The organism is Maribacter confluentis (assembly GCF_030505015.1).
GTDB classification, from domain to species: Bacteria; Bacteroidota; Bacteroidia; order Flavobacteriales; family Flavobacteriaceae; genus Maribacter; species Maribacter sedimenticola.
In genome coordinates, this window is the sequence record NZ_JAUKUC010000001.1 from 3291605 (window position 1) to 3315142 (window position 23538).

17 protein-coding genes are annotated in these 23538 nt (G+C 36.5%); 12 read left to right on the forward strand and 5 right to left on the reverse strand.

Annotation, left to right across the window (positions count from 1 at the left end):
• Positions 1 to 622: 622 nt before the first annotated feature.
• Positions 623 to 832 (forward strand): hypothetical protein, encoded by a 210-nt coding sequence (locus tag Q2T41_RS14280; RefSeq protein ID WP_304436607.1) that lies wholly within the window; start codon positions 623 to 625, stop codon positions 830 to 832.
• A gap of 403 nt (positions 833 to 1235) precedes the next feature.
• Here the strand turns inward: Q2T41_RS14280 and Q2T41_RS20815 are convergent, their stop codons facing one another.
• The 3 genes from Q2T41_RS20815 to Q2T41_RS14295 all read right to left on the reverse strand — a co-directional run bounded on the left by Q2T41_RS20815 (position 1236) and on the right by Q2T41_RS14295 (position 4477).
• Positions 1236 to 1361, reverse strand: a complete 126-nt coding sequence (locus Q2T41_RS20815; protein ID WP_367186882.1) for a hypothetical protein — start codon at positions 1359 to 1361, stop codon at positions 1236 to 1238.
• 215 nt (positions 1362 to 1576) lie between these two features.
• Positions 1577 to 2998 (reverse strand): glycoside hydrolase family 28 protein, encoded by a 1422-nt coding sequence (locus Q2T41_RS14290; protein ID WP_367186883.1) that lies wholly within the window; start codon positions 2996 to 2998, stop codon positions 1577 to 1579.
• 18 nt (positions 2999 to 3016) lie between these two features.
• Positions 3017 to 4477 carry a pectinesterase family protein gene (locus Q2T41_RS14295; protein WP_304436608.1) on the reverse strand — a complete coding sequence of 487 codons (1461 nt, stop codon included), beginning with the start codon at positions 4475 to 4477 and terminating at the stop codon, positions 3017 to 3019.
• Between the two features lie 1377 nt (positions 4478 to 5854).
• Between Q2T41_RS14295 and Q2T41_RS14300 the strand changes: the two genes are divergently transcribed.
• The 5 genes from Q2T41_RS14300 to Q2T41_RS14320 all read left to right on the forward strand — a co-directional run bounded on the left by Q2T41_RS14300 (position 5855) and on the right by Q2T41_RS14320 (position 14471).
• Entirely contained in the window at positions 5855 to 8974 is a 3120-nt protein-coding gene (locus tag Q2T41_RS14300) for a SusC/RagA family TonB-linked outer membrane protein (protein ID WP_304436609.1), read from the forward strand.
• Between the two features lie 11 nt (positions 8975 to 8985).
• Positions 8986 to 10641, forward strand: a complete 1656-nt coding sequence (locus tag Q2T41_RS14305; protein WP_304436610.1) for a RagB/SusD family nutrient uptake outer membrane protein — start codon at positions 8986 to 8988, stop codon at positions 10639 to 10641.
• 147 nt (positions 10642 to 10788) lie between these two features.
• On the forward strand, positions 10789 to 11778 hold the full coding sequence (locus Q2T41_RS14310; protein WP_304436611.1) for a DUF4861 family protein: 990 nt from the start codon (positions 10789 to 10791) through the stop codon (positions 11776 to 11778).
• A 194-nt stretch (positions 11779 to 11972) separates the two neighbouring features.
• Positions 11973 to 13205 (forward strand): glycoside hydrolase family 88/105 protein, encoded by a 1233-nt coding sequence (locus Q2T41_RS14315; protein ID WP_304436612.1) that lies wholly within the window; start codon positions 11973 to 11975, stop codon positions 13203 to 13205.
• A 21-nt stretch (positions 13206 to 13226) separates the two neighbouring features.
• Positions 13227 to 14471: a glycoside hydrolase family 88/105 protein gene (locus Q2T41_RS14320; protein ID WP_304436613.1), complete on the forward strand. Its 1245-nt coding sequence runs from the start codon at positions 13227 to 13229 to the stop codon at positions 14469 to 14471.
• 18 nt (positions 14472 to 14489) lie between these two features.
• Here Q2T41_RS14320 and Q2T41_RS14325 read toward each other — a convergent pair whose 3' ends face one another.
• Positions 14490 to 14630: a hypothetical protein gene (locus Q2T41_RS14325; protein ID WP_304436614.1), complete on the reverse strand. Its 141-nt coding sequence runs from the start codon at positions 14628 to 14630 to the stop codon at positions 14490 to 14492.
• A gap of 28 nt (positions 14631 to 14658) precedes the next feature.
• Between Q2T41_RS14325 and Q2T41_RS14330 the strand changes: the two genes are divergently transcribed.
• The 5 genes from Q2T41_RS14330 (at position 14659) to Q2T41_RS14350 (ending at position 20450) form a co-directional block, all read left to right on the forward strand.
• Complete coding sequence (locus tag Q2T41_RS14330) at positions 14659 to 15702, forward strand: Gfo/Idh/MocA family oxidoreductase (RefSeq protein ID WP_304436615.1); 1044 nt, start codon at positions 14659 to 14661, stop codon at positions 15700 to 15702.
• A 55-nt stretch (positions 15703 to 15757) separates the two neighbouring features.
• On the forward strand, positions 15758 to 17749 hold the full coding sequence (gene pelA, locus Q2T41_RS14335; RefSeq protein ID WP_304436616.1) for a pectate lyase: 1992 nt from the start codon (positions 15758 to 15760) through the stop codon (positions 17747 to 17749).
• 56 nt (positions 17750 to 17805) lie between these two features.
• Positions 17806 to 18600, forward strand: a complete 795-nt coding sequence (locus Q2T41_RS14340; protein WP_304436617.1) for a cupin domain-containing protein — start codon at positions 17806 to 17808, stop codon at positions 18598 to 18600.
• A gap of 21 nt (positions 18601 to 18621) precedes the next feature.
• Positions 18622 to 19359 carry a rhamnogalacturonan acetylesterase gene (locus Q2T41_RS14345; RefSeq protein WP_304436618.1) on the forward strand — a complete coding sequence of 246 codons (738 nt, stop codon included), beginning with the start codon at positions 18622 to 18624 and terminating at the stop codon, positions 19357 to 19359.
• A gap of 104 nt (positions 19360 to 19463) precedes the next feature.
• Positions 19464 to 20450 carry an alpha/beta hydrolase fold domain-containing protein gene (locus tag Q2T41_RS14350; protein WP_304436619.1) on the forward strand — a complete coding sequence of 329 codons (987 nt, stop codon included), beginning with the start codon at positions 19464 to 19466 and terminating at the stop codon, positions 20448 to 20450.
• Here Q2T41_RS14350 and Q2T41_RS14355 read toward each other — a convergent pair.
• The gene (locus Q2T41_RS14355) at positions 20447 to 21139 is read right to left on the reverse strand and encodes an NUDIX hydrolase (protein WP_304436620.1); all 693 of its coding nucleotides are present in this window, start codon (positions 21137 to 21139) and stop codon (positions 20447 to 20449) included. The two genes, Q2T41_RS14350 and Q2T41_RS14355, sit on opposite strands and share 4 nt — an antisense overlap.
• A 205-nt stretch (positions 21140 to 21344) precedes the next feature.
• Here Q2T41_RS14355 and Q2T41_RS14360 point away from each other — a divergent pair, with 205 nt between their 5' ends.
• The gene (locus Q2T41_RS14360) at positions 21345 to 23516 is read left to right on the forward strand and encodes a glycoside hydrolase family 43 protein (RefSeq protein WP_495660025.1); all 2172 of its coding nucleotides are present in this window, start codon (positions 21345 to 21347) and stop codon (positions 23514 to 23516) included.
• Positions 23517 to 23538 lie beyond the last annotated feature (22 nt).

Here is a 23538-nt window from a genome sequence, read left to right on the forward strand (position 1 = left end):
TCGTTCAAAAGTATGGCCATGTATTTATGGATACTATTGAAAGGACATTTTATTTCGCTAAGATATTTAAATATCAAGTATTGAATCAGGTTTATGGTGGTTACTTATATTGTTTGCAAAAGTTTTGTATAAAATCTATAAAACAATAACGTGTATTCATATTTTTAAATAGTAAAGCCATTGTTATTGCATTTATTTTCAAATTGAAAATACATAGGTTAAAATAAGAAATTAAATTTTTAAGGCTCGTCTAGTCCTCGTTTTTAGTTCGTTATACTGTTCAAATAGACTTCTAATATGGTATAACCTTTTGTATTGACAAAATTTCTATCTAAAACTTCACCGTGTATAGTAACCTTAATTCTCTCTTTTGTTCTTTCTTGTTATATCAACAATTTACTGAGAATCAAACTTAAGATGTGTATCTATAATTCCCGTTTTGACTGATAAGGTCTGTGATAGTATGTTTTTATATAGGATACCTCTTAAAAGTTGGTTATATCTACCAAAACTTCTTCCACAATTCGGGAGTCTATACCATCATGTTCGCGTAACAATGCCCTTGTATTTCTAATACTAAGGCAAAAGCTTTATTAACGGTATTGAATGGACATTGCAGGTCATGAACGATATAGTTTTATCAAAGGAATATGCTCATCTTCGTCTTAGGGCGGTATATACCGTTCTAATTATCATTGCTAACTTTTATAATGCCTTCCATAAAAATTTAGTAACATACCATTTTCCAAAGTCAGATATTTCCTTCCTCATGGACGGGTTGGCAATTCTAGGTGATATTTATCCGGGTTGTGTTAACGGTCCCGGTTTCTAACTGTTGGCCACTAAATTAAATGTAGAGGTGAAAAATTTTGGATTATCCCCTTATTTATTTTCTCCACCGTAGGTACTTTTTTAACCCCAATTTTAAACTATATTATTTCTAAAATCGGTAAACCTTAATTCTCAGATGCATTCTTGTATTTCTACTTGCATGGTGGGCAATTAGGTTATGATGGTATGAACGATAATTGGAACCCCAAATACCTCCAAGGCCATATGCACCTTAAATACGGTTGGAATTGTATATACTTTCAAAAATAATACTCCTATGTACGGTAATACTATCACATTGATAGATAAACAAGGTATCATCTACGCTCCAACTGGAGGAAATTTGGTCAGGGATTATGTGCTAGGTATATCTATTTGAAATGGTATCTGATTCGTCATGGGATTCATTTCCCAACATAACCCTTGGGTGCTAGCATTGGCAATGCATGATTGACTAGCGCCCAATTAATCATATCTTTTGAATGTAGAATTGGTAGGCCGGGAGCTGCATTAAAACTCGGTGAGGTCATAAAATAATCGTTTCCATCGCGGATTACGTCCGGGTCTGAATAATCTGCATATAGTAACGATTTTTAAACGTGCCATCTCCATTATCTGCTATCCAAGTACTTGATATATTGGGCTCATTGCTTTGTGCACAGCAAAAGATTGTGAGAACAGTGATATTAAATGCGCTAAAAAATTTAATTTAATTTTAATTATAAAATGTTGGTCTAAATATTTACTAATATGCTGTACGGTTAATGGAACTATTGGTAAACTGTATCGGTTCTGAATTTTCAACAGAAAGTGGTGTCTTGGCATTTTTAATATGCACATTAGTAAAGGTGACGTTCTTTACAGGATTTTCTCTCCTACCTTTTATTAGTACCCCATATTCACCACCATTTTCGACTTCAATATCTTCTAAATGAATATTTTTTATCGATGGACTAAAATCACCTTCTTGATTGGCATAAATACCGTAATAGGTATTAATGCGCAACACGGCTTCCTTAACTTGCCCAACCTTAATATTTCTTACAAAAACATTTTCTACGAACCCTCCACGTAGGGTATTCGTTTTTATACGGATGGCCCTATCTAAATTAGGACTGTCCATACTACAATTTCTTACGAATACATTTCTAACGCCAGCAGAAATTTCGCTACCCATGACCACACCACCATGGCCATCTTTCATCATACAATTTTCAACTACAATATTTTCACTGGGGATATTTACGCGCCTACCGTCATTATTTCTTCCGGATTTAATGGCAATGCAATCGTCACCGGTATCAAAGGTGCAATTGACGATATGTACATTTTTAGAGTATTCTGGGTCGCATCCATCATTATTTGGTCCATGACTACGAACAGTTACACCATTTACAGTTACTGAATTAGATTTTATAGGGTGTATAACCCAAAAAGGTGCGTTTGTAAATGTCACTCCTTGTATCAAAACATTTTCACATTCAAAAGGTTCTAAAAAAGTGGGGCGTAACTGATGGCCCTCACCAAATATTCTTTCTGCTACCGGTGTACGTTCTTCGTTCATTTTACGTAATGCAGGTAAGTTATGGTCATCACGTTGTTGAGGGGTACCTTCTAAATGGCCATATTTATTATTGCCGCACCAGGGCCACCAATTTTCATTGTCTGCCTGTCCGTCAAATGTACCTTTACCGGTAATAGCAATATTCTTTTGTTTATAGGCATATATCAATGGGGAATAATTCATTAATTCTACACCTTCATACGATGTATGGACCATAGGTAAATATGCTTTTTGGTCCGTACTGAACAGTACGGTAGCCCCTTCGTTTAAATGAAGGTTAACATTGCTTTTTAAGTGAATTGGTCCAGTAAGAAAGGCGCCGGCCGGTACTATGACCTTGCCGCCTCCAGAATTGGAGCATTCAGCTATAGCTTTTATAAACGCTTGGGTGTTATCGGTTTTACCATCCGCAAGTGCTCCAAAATCCATTATGTTGAATTCTTTATCCGGAAATTGTGGAATTTGAATATTTTTAATAATTGAATCTGCCTGTGCAAAAACGTCTGCTTTTTCAGTTGTTTTGGGTTGTTCTTTACAAGAGAAAGAAAGTAGACTACATATTAATGCAATTGTAATTGTTGAAAGTATTCGCATTTTTTTCATAGGTATTCATTTAATTGATTAGCCAATTATCATGGCCTTTAAGACATGTTGTTTTGAATATGTTATAAGATCACTTTCCTGTAGTTCTTTTGTCCAACTAACACTTGTTTTAATAGCTTTAGTACCAGTGGTATTAAATTCAGCATAAAAAGTAGTTGGCTCTGCCTTTGGCTTGTTCCAATTATACCATCCTTCTGTTTTTATTAGGTCATCCATTTTGCAATTTAACCATACCGTTTTTGCAAATGGTCTCAAAGGTCTACCTAGGTAAACCGTATTTTGCTCAGCATGGACGGTATTACTATTGACATCCGAATCACCTAAAATATATTCGGAATTCAATTGGCGGAAATAATATGCAGTGAAATTACCCTTGTTATTACCTTGGTTTATCTGTGCAAACCGGGTATTGAGGTTGAGGTTTAATTTTGTACCTAACTTTTGATCCAGCTTAAACGGTAAGTTGGTTCGCTTATAAAATGAGCGTATTTGGTTTCCTTCTAGATCATTATGGTTTGCAGATAATAAATATTTAGTGTTTTTATTCCTACTAATAAAATTTACACTGTTGTTTTGTGTGAATGCGCCATTATAAAGCTCTTTAGTGAAATCCTTACTGGGAACACTCTTATAATTGTCAATACCAACCGTATTACTACTCTCAAAATCTTCAATGGACCAAAGCCTTTCCCATGCATTCATATATTGGGAACCTATAGCATCTGCATAAGCCCAATTATAGGCGATGTAATCATAACCGTTCATTATAGGTATGTACTCAAGAATATTACTGAACAGCGTGTAGCCCTCATAAGAAACCTTTGTTTGTCCTGCTTTACCGCTTTTGGTGGTCACGGTAATGATCCCATTGGCACCCCTAGCTCCGTAAATGGCAGTAGGTGCAGCATCCTTTAGAAGATCAATACTCTGTATTTGGCTACTAGAAATATTACTAATATTGTTTACCTGAAACCCGTCCACAATATAAAGTAGAACGTTGCTCTGTAATACGGAACCACTTTCACGAACACGTATTTTAACGTCTTCACTAGGCCTACCGTACAGTGTGGTTATGTTAACACCGGTAAGCTTACCCTGTAGTACTTGGTCCACATTGGTAACCGGTACCGCAGCAATCTCACCACCTGAAAAGGATGCCAGCGATTCCATAAGTTCACGCTTGGCAGAGGTGCCATACCCCATTACCACTATTTCATCCAGCAGACCTACATCTTTTTTCATATTTATGTCAATGGTTGAGGTTTGGCCTAATTTAACTTCATTCATTTTGTAACCAAGAAAACTGAATTCCAATGTTTCGCCTACGTGGGCTGATATACAATAATTACCACCAAAATCTGTTGATGTTCTAAATGTAGTATTCTTTTTTACAACGGATACTCCCGCAAGAGGAAAGCCATATTCGTATGCAACCGTACCTGTAACCACCTTGTCTTGGGCATGTAAAGTAATGTCCATACAGAAGCATGTAAGTAAAAGCAGCAAATTTTTAAAAATGTATGTCCATACAATGTGCTTTTTGATTAATAGTTGATGTAATCGATTACTTTTTTTAAGGTTCTTAAGAATAATTCTAAATTTTGTTTAAATAATTTATTGAAGTAGACTTTTTTAATGATTATAACTTTTTGCCTATTGCTAAATCAGTAAAATTGTTTCTAATCTAAGTTCTATGACAGAATTAATGTGATTAAAACAATTTTATAAAATTCTTAGAAGGGAATAATATAATTCACCTACTATTTTGTAAATAAAATGAAAATTTTCATAAAAATTAATAAACAAACTTATTAATTTCATAATGCTTTTAAATTTAACATAGAACTAGTTGTGTGCCAATAAAAACAATTTTTAGGGAGTATATTAAATTTAGGATAATCTTATTTTGTAAATGTATATATAATTTAAAACTATTAAAATTGATTTTAGTGTAAATAAATACGTATTTATTGTTTTTTTTATAAAAGTTTTTTTATAAAACTTCTCTATATGTAGTTTCTCATTATATATAATTTTATGACTCATTTAAGTAGACATCTATTTTAAGTTTGATTATATAATCGATTACATTTTGTTGAGCAAATTCTAAAAGTTAGCTCTAATTTTAATTAATTTAAGCGGTATTTTGTTTATTTAATAACTTAAAATAGTTTTATATCTTCTAAAACGAAAATTTTAATAAATAAAAATAGTAATACTTAAAGGCATGGAAGTACTTTATGTTTGTATTTTTTAATATTGGGTTTACTTCTTCTTATATCCAATAACATATTGTATTACAGGACTTTGTCATTAAAAATTGATTAAAAATGGTCATTGTACTTGTTCCTAATTTGTTTTAATCCCTTTTAATATATGCTATTATAGGATATTGTGAATATATCAAATTAAGCAACTAAAATCGATAACTAAATAAATTAACGGATGCTTTATTGTTAAAAATTGAATTTTTAATATAAAATTTTTGTTAAAATATTTTTTATTTGCTATAATTGCGTAATCGATTACACTATTAATGTAATTTTTATACATTATGAGAATGAACTTTTACAATGCACTAAGTATATCCCAGCATAAACTAAATGCTATGTCTTTGATAATGGTTTCTTGTAAGAATGCAATAAAAATTAACAATAGGTTTTGGAGAGAAATAAATTTTTATCGGGTAAAACGACTTATGCTACCTACTTGATTTTGCTTTTAATATTGACGGGTGACATTACCTAAAGGAGCGGATTGAATTAGGGAGCTTTTACTTTAAACTATGTATATAAAGGAAATAAAAATGAACTCAATTACAAATTAACTTAATCATTCACTCACTTAATTACTATTATGAAACAACAAATTACAAAAGTAAAAGTCAATTTTCGGCTTTTTACGGGAGTATTGCTATGTACCCTTTTAATGGGTAATAATGCATTTTCCCAACAAGGAACTACCGTAAGCGGTATAGTTACCGATACGGCAACCGAAGAACCTTTGCCGGGGGTAAATGTGGTTGAAAAAGGTACCTCAAATGGTACGGTCACAGATTTTGATGGAAATTTTTCCATTACATTAACAACAGATAATGCAGTATTGGTTGTTAGTTATATTGGTTTTGCTGCAAATGAGGTTCCCGTTAACAACCGTACGCAACTAAATGTTACTTTAGAAGAAGATGCTCAAGCTTTGGATGAAGTGGTCGTTGTTGGTTACGGATCTGTAAAAAAAGCTGATTTGACCGGATCTGTCACTAGTGTATCCAATGAGCAAATCACACAAAGAAACGTTAATAACCCTTTGGAAGGAATTCAAGGTAATTTACCCGGTGTTGTAATTACCAACAGCACGGGTCGTATTGGAGATGGTTTTGATATCAATATAAGGGGTAACAACTCATTTAGTGGCGATGCACAACCTTTGTTTGTAGTAGATGGGGTGCCCACAGATGGTATTGATTTTTTAAATCCACAAGATATAGAGCGTATAGATGTATTAAAAGATGCTTCTTCAGCGGCTATATATGGGTCTAGAGGTGCTAATGGTGTGGTAATCGTGACTACAAAAGGAGGTGCAACCGCAAAAGGCGGGGTTTCGGTTTCTTTTGAAAGTTCTTATGGGGTAGTTCGCAGAGCTAGATTTCCAGACTTTATGGATGGTCAAGAATGGTGGGCGTACCATCAAACAGCTTACTTGAACCAAAACGATCCTTTAGGAGATACACCAGAAAATAATTTTGCCTTAGCTGGTAATAATAGTCCTGAATTAATTAAACGTGCTAATGCCGGATTTAATTTCGATTGGGCAGATGCCGTTTACCGTGATGGGAGTATTCAAAATAATTATGTAGCCGTTAATGGACGCGCAAATAATGGTTTAGCGTATAATCTAGCTATAGGTCTACAATCAGATGAAGGTTTGTTGCAAAATGAGGCATTGGACAAATACACGTTTAAGGCAGGTGCAACACATAATATTAATGATAAATTCTCTATTGGAGCTAATTTGACCCTATCACATGAAGTAAACGATTTAGGTAGTGATCAAGCGGCAAGAGATGCTGTAAGGTTAAGTCCGTTGGCTTCTCCTTGGGCTATTGATGCAGATGGAAATCAATTGGTAGGTGAGTTATTCTTTCAGCCTGGTAAATTAACATATCCAAATGGTGATTGGGCATTCAACAAAACAAGTACCTTGAATCCATTGGTTGAAATTGCCAATTCCAAACAACAGGTAAGAAGATGGAGAACCTTGGCCAATTTATTTGCGGAATACAAAGCATTGGATTGGTTGTCTTTTAAGACAACATTCTCCGCAGGTTTATTGAATAGACGCATTGGCGAGGCGTATGGAGCGGAATCCTATGTTGGTCAATCTAATGGCGGTACCAATACGGCAAGCTTGGACAAGTTGGAAAATTTTAATTATACATGGGATAATCAGTTCAACATAAACAAGACCTTTAACGAGGACCACACCATAGGCTTTTTAGGATTGCAAAGTTTTTACAGCAATAGAACGGAAGAATCTTATGCATTCTCTAGTGGACAACCCTTTGAAACGTTATGGTATAATTTAGGTTCTGGACCTCAGGCAACTTTTAATTTGAGTTCAGCTTACAGAAAAAACACCTTAATGTCCTACGCCGGACGTTTAAATTATGCATTTAAGAACAAGTATTTATTAACGGCCTCAATTAGATGGGATGGGTCTTCCGTATTATCTGAGGGTAATAAATGGGAGAATTTCCCTTCGGTAGCTTTGGCTTGGAAGATTACGGAAGAAGACTTTTTTAACGACGATAGTTTTATAAATAATTTAAAGCTTAGGGCTAGTATTGGGTATACGGGTAATGATAACGTAAGTCCATACTCTACCTTAAACTCCGTAGATAGTCAGACATATTATGATTTTAATGGGTCCGCAGCTAATGGTTTTGTTGCCGATGAATTGGCCAATAGGTTCTTGACATGGGAACGAACAAGAGAATTAAACTTTGGACTTGATTTCGGCTTTTTCAGAAACAGGGTGTTTGGTAGTGTAGATGTGTATGATAGGCTATCGGATGGTTTAATTGTCGAGCAAAATTTACCAATTGAAACTGGGGCAGGAAGTATAAACAACAATGTTGGGTCTCTAAGCAATAAAGGGGTAGAGGTTTCTTTGGTTACAAGAAATATACAAACGGAAAAAGTTACTTGGGAAACTAATTTCACCTTCAGTAAGAACACGAATGCACTTGAGTCCGTATATGGCCAAAGTGAGCAAGATGATCCAGGAAATGGGTTCTTTATAGGTGAAGCTTTAAGACCTCACTATAATTATGTGTTTGACGGTGTTTGGCAGGCCAGTGAGGCTGCAGAGGCTGCTTCTTACGGTATGAAAGAAGGTGAGGCTAGACCTAAGGATATAAATAATGATGGTGTTTTTGATCCAGATGACGATAGGGTGGTTCTTGGATCAAACCAACCGGACTGGATCGGTGGTATTACTTCAAATTTAACGGTAGGTAATTTTGATTTTACCGTCTCTGCTATAGCGCTTCAAGGTGTTTTGGTCAGAAGTGATTTTCTTAATGATAGCTTTGGAGATCCTAATGATAGGGGTCGTAATCACTTGGACTGGGATAGTTATTATGTTCCTGAAAACGGTGCCGGACTTCCTGTACAAACTTCCAATGAGATTCCTAGGCCACGTGGTCAAGGTCAATTTTGGGGAACGGATTTCGGATTTTACAGAGATGCTTCTTTCGTGAAAATCAAGAATATTTCTTTAGGCTATTCGTTTGGGCAAAAAGTTCTTGACGATCTAAACATCAAAGGATTTAGAATCTACGCTAACGTATTAAACCCATTTGTCTTTGCCAATAAGGATTTTGAAGGATGGGACCCAGAATGGGCAGATGCTGATCAGAATGTAGCTAGACCAAGCTCCATTACATATCAATTAGGTTTAAGTTTAAAGCTATAAAATAAAAGAAGATGAAAAAAATATATATTTTAGGAATAATAATGGCTGCATTTGTTTCTTGCAGCGACTTTATAGAAGAGGAAAACCTTTCCGGTGAATCCGCAGACTCCTTCTATGTAACTCCAGACGGTTTTAATTCTTTAATAAATGCCAATTATGAAAAATTAAGGGATATTTATGGTGATTCTCCTTTCTTATTTGAAGGCGGAACAGATTTAATTTCTAAGGGTAGGGGGCAAGGCCCATTGGGTTTGACCGAGTATAGGGATCTAAACTCTACCTCTGACGGTGTGGCAGATTTATATAACGAATGTTATGCTGCTATTCAATTAGCAAATAGGGCTATTTATTATGCTGAGCTTACCGAGCAAACTGCAGAACTTCCAGTATTGGTTAGTGAGGTTAAATTTTTAAGAGCGCTTTCTTACTTCCTATTGGTACAAACTTATGGTGGGGTTGCTATTACGGATTATATAGATAGTCCGGTTTTAGAATATGATAGGAATACTGCAGAAGAAGTTTATATACAGATAATATCAGATTTAGAGGATGCTATAGCTGGTGCCAGTGATGGTGCATATTTTGGCAGGGTAAACAAAAGAGCGGCAAAAAACTTATTGGCCAAAGTTTACTTGACAAGAGGTTACGAACCTTTTGGATCGCAAAATGATTTTACAACTGCAGCTGCCTTGGCCGATGAAGTTATTGGTGGTGAAGCACTTAATTTACCTTTTAGTGAAGTTTTTAGACCTGGTAATGATTTAAATGAAGAGGTTATTTTTTCCGTGCAGTTTGATGCTGCTTCTATAAGTGCGGATCCCGATGGATTGGGAAGTAGACAATATGCATATTTTGGATCATATTTAGGTGGTTCGGAAGTGCAAGGACAAGCTCCGGCTCGTGATTACTCATCTTCACCTACAGATTTTGCAATTAGCTTATTTACGGAAGATGATGCAAGATGGGAAGGCACGTTTATGACAGAAATTTTTTATATAGATACTGATGATTATACAGGGCCTTCTTACTTTACGTATTATAGAGTTCCAGAAGAAGAGCATAACTCATTGACTGTGATAGAATTTTACGAACCGCAATGGTTTACACCAGAGGATAAAGCAAATTATTTGGCCACCAAAAATCTTGCGCCAAGTTTTAAATATCATAACTATGGTGAGTATTCTTCAGAGTGGACAGATACGGTATCCTTGGATTATGAGGTAATTTGTGTCAAGAAATTTGATGACCCCTCACCAACAACTGCGTTTGGTGGTAGATCAAGCACAAGGGATATTATATTATCAAGATTGGCCGAAACGTATTTGGTAGCTGCAGAAGCATACCTTCAAGCCGGTCAGGCTAGTACCGGTTTATTAAGGCTTAATGCAGTAAGAAATAGGGCGGGTGTAGCAGATGCTACCATTGGTGAATTTGATATCGATTATATATTGGATGAACGCGCTCGAGAACTTTTTGGCGAATATCATAGGTGGTTTGATCTAAAGCGAACAGGAAAATTAGTTGAACGAACCTCTTTATACAATAATCAAGTTAATGAGAGTGATTTTAATGGTGCTGGTGCGCTGAAAATTTTGAGGCCAATTCCCCAGCAAGCATTGGATTTAAATCAAAATAATGATTTTCCACAAAACCCGGCATATAATTAATCTATTTACTAGTGAGGAAAAAGCATATTAGAGTTAGTTTTTTGAGTTAGTTGAATTGGGATTTAATGAAAGTAATTTCATTAAGTCCCTTTTTGTTTATACTCATTTAAAGTTGTTTAAATTTAACAGAACAAAATAGTGTACCATATGAAAACAGTTAAAAGTTTAAGTGTTGTGTTTTTTACAGCTCTACTAGTATTCAGTTCTTGTAAGCAAGAAGAAAAAAAGAAAGCGCCAGAAGCAGAAATTGTTGCTGAGGAAGCTGTACGGAAAACCTACGCAGAAATATCAATCAAGGAAGGCGGAGAATGGAAGGGTAAAAAATATGAAGGTGAAAATTTCACTTTCAAGAACGTGGAGTTTCTAAGAGCGCCGGATAGTTTGACCGATCATTCATATTATATACGCTATGAAGGCCCGGGGTGGGAAAGTAATAAAGTTGGATATAGGTTATATCTGGATTGGAGAAACGCAATTGACATTTTCGGTAAGAAGGTAGATACAATGGTTTTGTCTAAAGTAGGATTGGATAATTATGACTCCTATCATGAAGATAGCCCATGGGGACTAGATATTTTAAAGGCAGGCCAATCATTAGGTATTGGTTCATATGGCCGTTTTGATGGCAAAAAGACTGTTGTACATTTTAAAGAAGTGGATTCTACAACGGCCCAAATACATAATGGGGATAATGAATCTGGTGTTACCATAAATTATTATGGATGGACCGCCCTTGGGAAAAAGATCAATTTAACATCGCAGTTAATGATCAAGGCAGATTCACGCTTAACAAAAGCCAGTTTAACCACTTCCGTAGCAGGAGAGGGATTTAGTACGGGAATTGTTAAGTTCAATGGTATAGAATTAATACAAAAAGAAGGGGCTAACGGTTGGGGCTATATTGCTACCTACGGTGAGCAGACCTTGGTTCCAGATAATTTGGGAATGGTCATTTTTTATCGCACGGATGAAGTGGAAAAAATTACGGAATCTGAATTTGATCACCTACTGGTCTTTAAACCTACCGCATCAACAATTACATATTATTTTGGGGGTGCTTGGGAAAAGGAAAAGAATGGTATACAGTCTAAGGAAGAGTTTGTAGCTTATATAGATAAGGAATTGGCAGCATTGTAAATTCTAATTATATACAGAATCTTTTTATGATGTGCTATAAGGTGTTGGTCTATATCACAAAGCGCTATTTTAAATATTGGGATAACATAATGTACTGAGAAATCCTTTTTATCCTCTTTAATAAAATAAACACTATACGCTTCTATTTTGGATTATCATTATATATAGAAATCAATAATAAAAATGAACAGAAAATGAATGTAAGGTTTAGAAGGGTTAACCAAATCTTTTTGGCAATTATGCTGTGTCTAATGATAAGTAGTTGTAAAAATGAAAAAAAGTCGGACAATAGTAACGCTATTGCTACTAACGAGCAATTTTCCGATAGCTTGCCGTGGTCACAACGCCTTGCAAACTCAATAATGAAAAGGCATCCAAAGGCATGGAAGACAGAAAATGATAGTTTGCCAAAATGGAACTATAAAATAGGATTGCTCCTAACTTCTTTTGAGCGTCTTTTTGAACAAACCGGGGAAGACAAATATTTTGACTATATACAGGATTTTGGGGAAACGTTAATAGATTCCTCGGGCATTATTCATGGATATACCAAAGACTCCTACAATATTGATAATATCAATGCAGGTAAAATACTGTTTAAGTTATATAAAACAACAAATGATCAAAGGTATTTGCAGGCTATGAAAACATTGCGCAGCCAATTGGAGGATCACCCTAGAACATCGTCCAATGGTTTATGGCATAAAAAAATCTACCCCAATCAAATGTGGTTAGACGGTCTATATATGGGGGCACCTTTTTATGCACAGTATAATACTACTTTTGAGGATGGAGACAGATTGGACGATATTGCCCATCAATTTGAGTTGATATGGAAACAAACCTTGGATGAGGAAACCGGACTACTATTCCATGCTTGGGATGAAAGTAAACAAATGGACTGGGCCAACAAAAAGGATGGTAAAAGTCCAAATTTTTGGTCTAGATCAATGGGGTGGTACTTAATGGCTTTGGTAGATGTCTTGGATTTCTATCCGGAAAACCATCCCAAAAGAAGTGTTTTGATAAATTACTTAAATCAACTTTCTCAGAGTTTACTCGCCTTTCAACACCCAACCGGTTTATGGTATCAAGTAACCGATAAGGGAGAAATGGAAGGGAATTACCTAGAAGCTTCTGGCTCGGAAATGTTCTGTTATGCTTTTGCCAAAGGTAATGAAAAGGGATATCTGCCTGTAAAATTTAAATCAATCGCCCATAAAACGTTTGATGGACTATTATCAGAAGTGGTAGAGGTAGAGGCAGATGGTGAGGTTCATATTAATAACATTTGTAAAAGTGCCGGCTTAGGTGGAAATCCATATAGGGACGGAAGCTTTGAGTATTATATAAGTGAGCCAATAGTTACGGATAATCTGCATGGCACCGGTCCTTTTATTCTGGCGGCATTAGCATTAAATAGATAGTAATTCATTTCTACAGCAATTATGAAAAAAAATCATTTCAATTTTAGGGTCACTTCACTTTTGTTGTGTGCCATGTTGTTACTAAACTGTAAGACAGAAAAGAAAGAAAATGCCAATGACAAGGAAGCCACGGAAGAAATGGTAGTTCCGGAAAATTCCAAATGGTCAGAAAAAATGGCACTTTCGGAAATTCACAGGTTTCCGGATCCAACATTACTGGATTTTCAAAAGGAATCTAGATGGAGCTATACTAACGGTTTGGTGTTACAGGCCATAGAACGTGTCTATGAACAAACGGGTAATCAAAAACTATATGATTATGTGTATGATTACGCCAATAGAATGATCAAGGAAGATGGTACCATTGTAACTTATGACCTTACTTCCTATAATTTGGATATGATCAAATCCGGTGATGCCATTTTCTGGTTACAGGAAAAAAATCCGGAACCAAGATTTAAAATGGCCATGGATACCCTTCATAAACAATTAGAAGGACAACCTACTACTTCTGAAGGCGGATATTGGCATAAAAAAAGATATCCATACCAAATGTGGTTGGACGGTCTGTTCATGGCAGAACCATTCCATGCAAAATATGCTTTAAAATATTTAGAGGAAGATGAGGTCAATAAGGTAATTGACCATATTGTTTTACAGTTTGACCTTATTGAAAAACACAGTAGAGACCCCAAAACCGGATTATATTTTCATGGATGGGACGAAAGCAAAGAACAACGATGGGCCAATAAGGAAACCGGGTTATCGCAGCATTTTTGGTCGCGCGGAATGGGCTGGTACGGTATGGCAATGGTAGATATATTAGATTACTTGCCAGAAGAACACCCGGGGCGAGAACGTATCATTAATTATTTAAAACAATACGCGGAAGCAATTGTTCAATATCAGGATCAAGGGGGTACGTGGTGGCAAGTACTTGATCTTCCTGACCGCAAAGGTAATTACCTGGAGGCAACGGGGTCTTGTATGTTCACCTATGTTTTGGCCAAAGGAGCCAATAAGGGATATATCTCATCTGATTACCTGGTCAATGCAAAAAAAGGGTTTGATGGTATTTTAGAGCAATTTGTCACGGTAGAGGATAACGGGGTCATTAATTTGAACAAATGTTGTGGAGTAGCAGGTTTAGGTGGAGATCCGTATCGGGATGGTTCGTTTGATTATTATGTCAACGAGATTATTCGTTCAAACGATCCCAAAGGTACAGGACCTTTTATGTTTGCGGCATTGGAATTGGATAGGTAAAATATTCGTGTTCAAACATTATGAAAAGAGAATAGCCAACAAAATGATCATTGGTATTTGAAAATGAATTAAATACTGCATTTTGTTGGTAACGATGAGGATGACCAACACATTCCTGATCGTAAAATTCATCTCATGGAGATAGGATTTATTGTACATTTATTAAGAAGTAACCAAAAAACCAACAATGAAACCAATTAATGTAGCGCTATGTTCATTTGGTATGAGCGGTTATGTTTTTCATGCCCCTTTTGCCGCTAAAAACCCTAACCTTAACCTTTATGCGGTTTGGGAACGAATCAAAAATGAGGCAGTCAAAAAATATCCTGATATTATCACCTTTAGAACGTTGGATGAGCTTTTGGCGGACAATAAGGTAGAGTTGGTGATCGTGAATACGCCAAGTGTTACACATTATGAATATGCCAAAAAAGCCTTGGAGGCATTTAAGCATGTCATTGTAGAAAAACCATTTGTAGCAAGTACGGAGCAGGCAAATGAGCTAATTGCATTGGCGAAAAAAAACGATCTAAAACTATCTGTTTTTCATAATAGAAGATATGACAGTGACTTTAAAACCGTACAAAAGGTTTTGGAAAACAATTCCCTTGGGCAACTGGTAGAGGCACACATTCATTATGATCGCTACCACCCTGGTTTAAGCCCTAAAGCTCACAAAGAGGTAGATACGCCAGCCGTTGGCGGACTATATGATTTGGGGTCGCATTTAATAGACCAGGCTCTTCATTTATTTGGCAAGCCAAATGCGGTTTTTGCAGATCTGGAGGTATTTAGGCCAGGGGCCAAAGTGGTGGATTATTTTGATGTTAGGTTGTTTTATGACACATTTAGGGTAACCCTAAAATCAAGCCTATTCGTTAAGGAGGTCACTACGGGCTTTACTCTTCACGGTACAAAAGGTTCCTTTGTAAAATCTAGGGCAGACGTACAGGAAGCGGCACTGCAGCGTGGTGAAATACCAGGGGGTGAAGGGTATGGCATAGAACCGGAGAATGAAATGGGACTCTTACATGCTGAAATTGATGGTTATGAAAACCGAATTAAGGTGCCCACTTTGGCAGGTAACTATATGCAGTATTTTGATGGAGTAGTGGATGCAATACGAAATGATAAAACCTTGCCGGTAACCGGTGAAGAAGCGGCCCTTGTTATTGAAGTGATAGAGGCCTGCCTTGCAAGCAATAAGGAAAAAAGGGTGATTGCCCTTTAACTATCAATGTTCAAACATTAAAAAGGAACATCAAATTTTCATTTATTTAATAATTATGGTCAGGAATATAGTACTCTTTATGCTCATATTAATTGCAGGTACAACTGTTCATGGTCAGGTTTTAGATCATTCGTGGGGCGAACTGGTAAATTCAAACGAACCAAATCTATACGCATCTCCAGAGATATTAGAAGTGGCGGATAATGTATTGTTGCTTCAGAAAGAGATTGGCGGTTGGCCAAAAAATAAACAGCCCCAAAATATTACGGCAAAGGAAAAGGTACAACTGCACATTGATAAAAATGACAATGTTGGCGCTACTATTGATAACGGCGCTACTACTTTAGAAATGATATTTCTGGCCAAAGTATATGCGCATCATAACCATGAAAGATATAGAATAGCTTTTATTAAAGGATTGGAATACTTGATACAGGCCCAGTACGAGAATGGTGGTTGGCCACAATTTTATCCGCTTAGAAAAGGGTATTATACCCATATAACATATAATGATGATGCCATGGTCAATGTTATGAACTTGCTAAGGGATATCTATGAGACCCAAAAATATGATCACTTAAATATATCGGCTGCACTTAAAAATGCAGCAAAAAATGCGTTTGACAAGGGCGTACAGTGCATTTTAAAAACCCAGTACAAACAAAATGGGGTTTTGACGGCATGGTGTGCACAACATGATGTGGAGACTTATGCACCCGCTAAAGCTAGGGCATATGAACTACCCTCGTTAAGCGGTAAGGAATCTGCAAAAATTGTGTTGTTATTAATGTCCATTAAAAATCCTTCTGAAGAAATTATCAATTCTGTTACGGCTGCCAGTAATTGGTTTAAAAAAGCTCAGATTACCGATACACGTGTAGAAAGAATATATAATAGTGATGGTAAAGTGATCGATAAGAAAGTTATTGCAGAACACAATGTTAAACCTATTTGGGGCCGATTTATGAATTTAGATGATAATAGGGCATTCTTTTGTGATCGGGACGGAATTAAAAAATATTCGTTATCAGAAATAGGCGATGAACGAAGAAATGGGTACCGTTGGTACACGGATGAACCTCAGGAAGTGTTGGATGAATTTTCTCAATGGCAGAAAAATGTCACTATCAAAAGGACTAAGGTAAACAAGATTGATATTTATAATATGACCGTTGCAAAAGATGGTTCGGGCGATTTTTTTGATTTGCAATCCGCCATAAATGCCGCTAAAGGTTTTCCTGATAAATCGGTTACAATACTGCTCAAGAATGGCATATATAATGAAAAGGTTAAGGTATATGAATGGAATACCAATATGCGTATAATTGGTGAAAGCACGGAAAATACCATTATTACCTTTGATGACCATTTCAATAAAATAAATCTAGGAAGGAACAGTACGTTCCACACCCCAACGTTTTCAATAGAAGGAAACGATTTTTACCTCACGAACGTTACCTTAAAAAATACCGCAGGCGAAGTGGGCCAAGCCATTGCCCTAGCTGTACATGCAAACAGGGTAAAAATTGAAAATTGTAGGATCATGGGTAATCAGGACACGGTCTATGTTACAGGTGAGGGCTATGTACAATATTTTAAAAATTGCTATATTGAAGGAACTACGGATTTTATTTTTGGACAGGCAACCGCATTTTTTGAGGACTGTATAATTCATAGTAAAAAAAACTCCTATATAACGGCGGCATCAACACCCAAAGGTATTGCTTACGGTTTTGTATTTAAGAACTGTAGATTGACCGCCCCTAAGGAGGTAACGCAGGTATATTTAGGGCGCCCTTGGCGAACCCATGCAAAAACCGTGTTTTTAAATTGTGAAATGGGGAGCCATATTGTTCCTAAAGGATGGGACAATTGGTCCAATAAAGAAGCGGAAGAACAATCCTTTTATGCGGAATATAATAATACAGGACCAGGATATATACCTAAGCAACGGGTAGAATGGTCATATCAATTAGGGCCAAATATGATTAAGGAATATGAAAGAAAAACCATTCTAGGTAATTCCTTGTGGTTTCAGATAGATTGATGTGGTGTTCAAGTAATGGTAGAATTCAACAAGTAAAAATATAAAGCACTTAATATATGAAAACTAAACTTGTATTATTGTTTGCATTGGTATTGCTATCGTTCACCGTGAATTTAAAACCTAATGTTATGGATGGTTTACAACCTGTTAAATCTGGAGTATATAAATGGAAGGACCACCCGGTGAAAAAGGGTGAAATGAGGGAGTCCAGAAAAATATTGGAAGGTACTGGGTCGCATCTACAATATTTTAGAATACATGCCACTACGCAATATCCCGGTGCAAAACCAAATCCTCCCCATGCAAACGAGGCAAAGGAAGAATGTATTATTGTTAAGGAAGGTACCATGAAGGTGACTATTGAGGGGCAATCACAAATTCTAGGTCCTGGTGGTGTTATTTTATTGATGCCACAGCAAATGCACAGTATTGAGAATATTGGGGATACCAATCTTACCTATTATGTAATGCAATATCAATCTAAAAAAAATATGAATATTCAAAGGGGTATTGCTAATGGTGGGTCGTTAATGCTTAATAAAGATTCGTTGGTTTTCAACAAAAGTGAACGAGGTGGTGGTATTCCTTATTTTGATAGGGCCACGGCTATGTGCGAACGTTTTGAAATGCACATTACCCAATTGGACCAGAAAGGACCCAGCCATAAGCCACATGCGCATGAGGAAACCGAAATTATCCTTATCCTATCCGGAAAAACGGAAATGACCATAGATGGTAAAGAGTATAAGGCAGGGGAAGGCGATTTTTATTTGGCTAATTCTCAACAACAACACGGTATAAGAAATGCCACTGAGAGTCCCTGTGCTTATTTTGCCTTTAAATGGAATTAATAGTCTAGAATTGATTGCATCATGCGTATACCATTCCTTGTTTTTTTTATACTCCTGTCCTTTACTGGTAAAGCACAGGTAACGACCATATATTGTATTGGCGATTCTACTATGGCGGATAAGGTAAACCCGTTAGAAAATCCTGAACATGGTTGGGCCCAAGTGCTGCCGGAATTTTTCAATGAATATATCCAGGTGGCTAACAGGGCCGTAAATGGGCGTAGTAGCAAGAGTTTTATTTCTGAAGGTAGATGGGATGCCGTCTCAAAAAACCTATTTCCAGGGGATTATGTCTTTATTCAGTTTGGTCATAATGATCAAAAATTCAAGGATTCAACAAGATATACCAATCCGCATACTACGTATAGGGCCAATTTAAAACGCTTTGTGCTGGAGACAAGGGAAAAGGGGGCATATCCCATATTGTTCTCATCCATTGTCAGAAGAAATTTCAATGAATTTGGGACTTTGGTAGATACCCATGGTCTGTACCCTATGGAGGTACGGTTGCTGGCACGGGAGATGAACGTTCCTTTTGTGGATTTGCAATATCTAACGGAACGTTTGGAAACAAGTTATGGGGTTGAAGGTTCAAAATCATTGCATTTACATTTTCAAAAAGGGGAACACCCTTTTTATCCCAATGGTAAAATAGATAATACACATCTATCTAAAAAAGGGGCAATGGAGGTTGCCGGCTTGGCCATTGCAGAAATAAAATCATTAGGTTTGCCCTTAAGTAAATTTATTAAGCATTGAACAAGTTAGGTGCGTTTACAAAATGAGCCTTTAAAAACCCTACTTTTGATAAGAATTTATACAGTTCCAACCCAACAACCAATTTTGAAAAAGTTCTATTATACATGAGATTAAATAAAAAAATCCTTTTTCTTTTATCTGTTTTTGCATTTTTTTCTAATGGCTTAATTGCGCAAAACCTTGAAGGGGTAACCGGTGTACGTGATACATCCTATACTACGGCATCTGCCTTTGCAAAAGATGTAAAAAAATATCCGCACATAAAGATTATCAAGGAATTTAATTTCGAAACGGTAATCAGAAAAGAAGATATTACCTATTGTACGTTAGGGAGCAGGGCGTTAAAGCTAGATGTCTTTGAACCTAAGAACAGCACTGGTACGCTTAGACCGGCCGTAATTATAATACATGGTGGCGGGTGGCGTTCTGGTAGCAGGATGCAACATTATCCGTTAGCTGAGCAATTGGCCAATAAAGGGTATGTTAGTATAACTCCAGAGTATAGATTATCTACTGAAGCTCTTTTTCCATCTGCGGTATATGACCTTAAGGCAGTAGTGCGATGGGTCCGTAAAAATGCAAATACCTATCAAATTGATCCTGAGAAAATAGTAGTAAGCGGTTTTTCGGCAGGAGGGGAATTGGCAGCTTTTATTGGAACGACCGCCAATAAACTATTATTTGAAAACGATGCCTGTAATACCGGAATTTCCTCTCATGTGAATGCCATTATAGATTTGGACGGAACCTTGTCATTTGTACATCAGGAGAGTGGTGAAGGTGACGATAGTAAGCGTACATCTGCGGCAACACATTGGTTTGGATACAGTAAGGCGGAGAACCCTATTTTGTGGAAACAAGCTTCACCATTGACATACGTGAACGAAAAAACCCCGCCAACACTTTTCATAAATAGCGCTGTAGCGCGCATGCATGCGGGAAGAGAGGACTATATCAATATATTACGGAATAACAGTATTTATTCTGAAGTTATATCTTTTGAGACGGCACCCCATTCCTTTGTGCTTTACAGCCCTTGGTTTGAACCTACTGTAAAGGGAATAGATAATTTTCTTAAAACGATATTTTAGATTTTAAAATTAAAGCCGTCCTCAACCTTTCTTTTATATTTTTCTTGGTCGAACTGGAAAAGGTATGCGCCTTTTTTAGACGAGCTCATATCCTTCTCGTCCAACTTTATCAAAATATCAAAAGAGTTGAATTTATTAATGAAGTTACGTTTGTCCAATTTGGTATCCAGTATGGCTTCATATAATTTTTGCAATTGGCGCATGGTGAATTTTTCCGGTAAAAGTTCAAACCCTATTGGTTTGCTCAATGCTCTTCTACGTAATCTGGCTATGGCCTTTTCTACCATCCTGTTATGGTCAAAAATAAGTTTAGGTGCCTCTTTTAAACTAAACCATTGAATTGGGTTTTGTTTTATAAGCTCCTCGTCATGTGTGGCAATATCTATTAAGGCGTAATAGGCTACGGATATGGTTCTTTCCGCCGGATCTCTATCTACTTTGGAAAAAGAATAAACTTGTTCCATGTATATATTGTTCAATCCTGTAAGATGGTGTAATATTCTTATTGCAGATTGGTCAAGATTTTCTTCCTTGGTAAGAAAGCCGCCTATTAAGGACCATTTTCCTTTTTCCGGTTCAAAATCTCGTTTAACTAGTAATATTTTTAATTCTTCTTTATCAAATCCGAAGATGATACAATCTACCGCAAGTAGAACCTTATCCTCTGTACTATAATTACTTAAAACCATTTAAAATATTTTGCGAGGGCAATTTAGTAAGTTTAGATGTAAATAATTCAATTTTTGTTAAAATTGGGTAATATCCTATATAATTCAATATAAATTTTGAACTCTTTATTACTATAATGTGCTTGAATGTATTTTTTCTTGCACATGTAAAATTACTTCGTTTTATTTACATGTGTAAAACAAACACTTATTAACTATAATCCAAATTGCAAAAGTTTATAGACTTAAGGTTGATACTTACCATTACCCTAGTGGCAATGTTTTAAATTCATGTAATCAACTAGTAGAGACCGAAAAAACTAGCGCATATTTGTTCGCTTATTTTGTAGGTAATGGGCCCGGCGAAGAATCCATAAGATATGCCATTAGTGAGGATGGTTACAATTATAGGGCATTGAACAATAACGAACCCATTGTGGATAATGCCCAAATAAGTGCCACAGGCGGTGTACGCGATCCACATGTTATCAGGTCCCATGACGGCAAAATGTTCTATATGGTCGTCACAGACTTATATGTGCCGGAAATGGGATGGAAAAATTATGCCATGACCTTAATGAAATCAACAGATTTAATTCATTGGACCTCATCAAATATCAATATTCCCGAAACTTTTCCGGACACGTTTGGAGAAGTATATAGAGTTTGGGCACCACAGACCATATATGATGAAAAGGAACAAAAATACATGGTCTATTTTTCAATGAAGCAAGGCAATGAACCAGATAAGATCTATTACACTTATGCAAATGAAGATTTTACGGGTTTTGAATCTGTGCCTAAACAACTGTATTTTCCACCTGCCAATAGTAATAACAAGGCATGTATAGATGGAGTTATTATTTATCATAATGGCAAATACCATCTGTTCCATAAGGCAGAGGATGGTAATCCCGGTATAAAATTGGCTATTTCTAATAAATTGACAGAGGGTTATGAGTTGGTCAGCAATGACCGTGTAGACCTAGAGAAAGATCCAGTGGAAGGCAGTGGTATTTTTAAGTTGAACGATACTGGAGAGTATATTTTAATGTATGATCTTTATACCAAAGAGGGGTACCAATTTACCAAGAGTAAGGACCTTAAAAATTTTGAAGTTATTGATGAGGAAATCAGTATGGATTTTCATCCTCGGCATGGTTCCGTTCTTCCTATTACGGCCAATGAACTTAAAACCTTGGTTGCGGCATTCTCTTCATTTGAGAAACCGTTATTCAACTTAGGGTCCAATGATATAATCTCTCAAAATGTAGCGGTATACCAGCAAGGTAAGGAAATCAGGTTACCCGTTACGGAAACGACCGACCTTAACTCTTTTGACCCACAATTTTCAACGTTTACGGGGTCAACTATTACCCCATCTGGTCCACAGGATTTCAGGAATGGTCCAGTAGAATATATTATGAAGGTAGAAGGTAAGGGTGAACACTCCTACCAAGTAATGGTATCCAAGGATCACAATCCTGCAATTAAGGGGTATTATGCGGATCCAGAAGTGCTCTATTCCAACAAAACGAAAAAATATTATATATATCCTACATCAGATGGTTTTAATAATTGGTCGGGTACTTACTTTAAAACTTTTTCCTCTACAAATTTGGTGGACTGGACTGATGAGGGCATTATTCTAGATCTAAAGAAAGATGTGTCATGGGCAGATCGCAATGCATGGGCGCCGTGTATTATAGAACGAAAAGAAGGGGATGAATATAAATATTATTATTACTTTACTGCTGCCCAAAAAATTGGTGTCGCCGTATCAGATGATCCTACAGGTCCCTTTATTGATAATGGAAAACCACTTATCGATGCAAAGCCCGAAGGGATTACGAACGGACAGGAAATTGACCCGGATGTTTTTAATGACCCAAAAAGTGGGAAAACCTATTTATACTGGGGCAACATGTATATGGCGGTTGCAGAATTGAACGATGACATGGTTTCTCTTAAAAACAATACCTTAAAAGTGATTACACCTGATCAGACATATAGAGAAGGAACAGAGGTATTTTACCGTGAGGGCACTTATTATTTTATGTGGAGTGAAGATGATACCAGAAGTCCCAATTATAAAGTGCGATACGCCATTTCAAAGAGCCCAACCGGACCATTGGAAATTCCTGAGAATAATATTGTTATTGAGGCGGACAAAGAATTAGAAATTTTAGCTACTGGTCATAATTCCGTTCTTCAAGTTCCCAGTAATGATGATTGGTATTTAGTGTATCATAGATTTACGCACCCAAAAGGCAAAGACATGGGTAGGGCTGCCGGTTTTCATAGGGAGGTGTCCATAGACAAACTTACTTTTGATAACAATGGGCACATTAATCAAGTAAAGCCAACATTAAAGGGTGTTATGCCACTTTTGGACTAAGCCTTGAAATTATTTTTGGCTA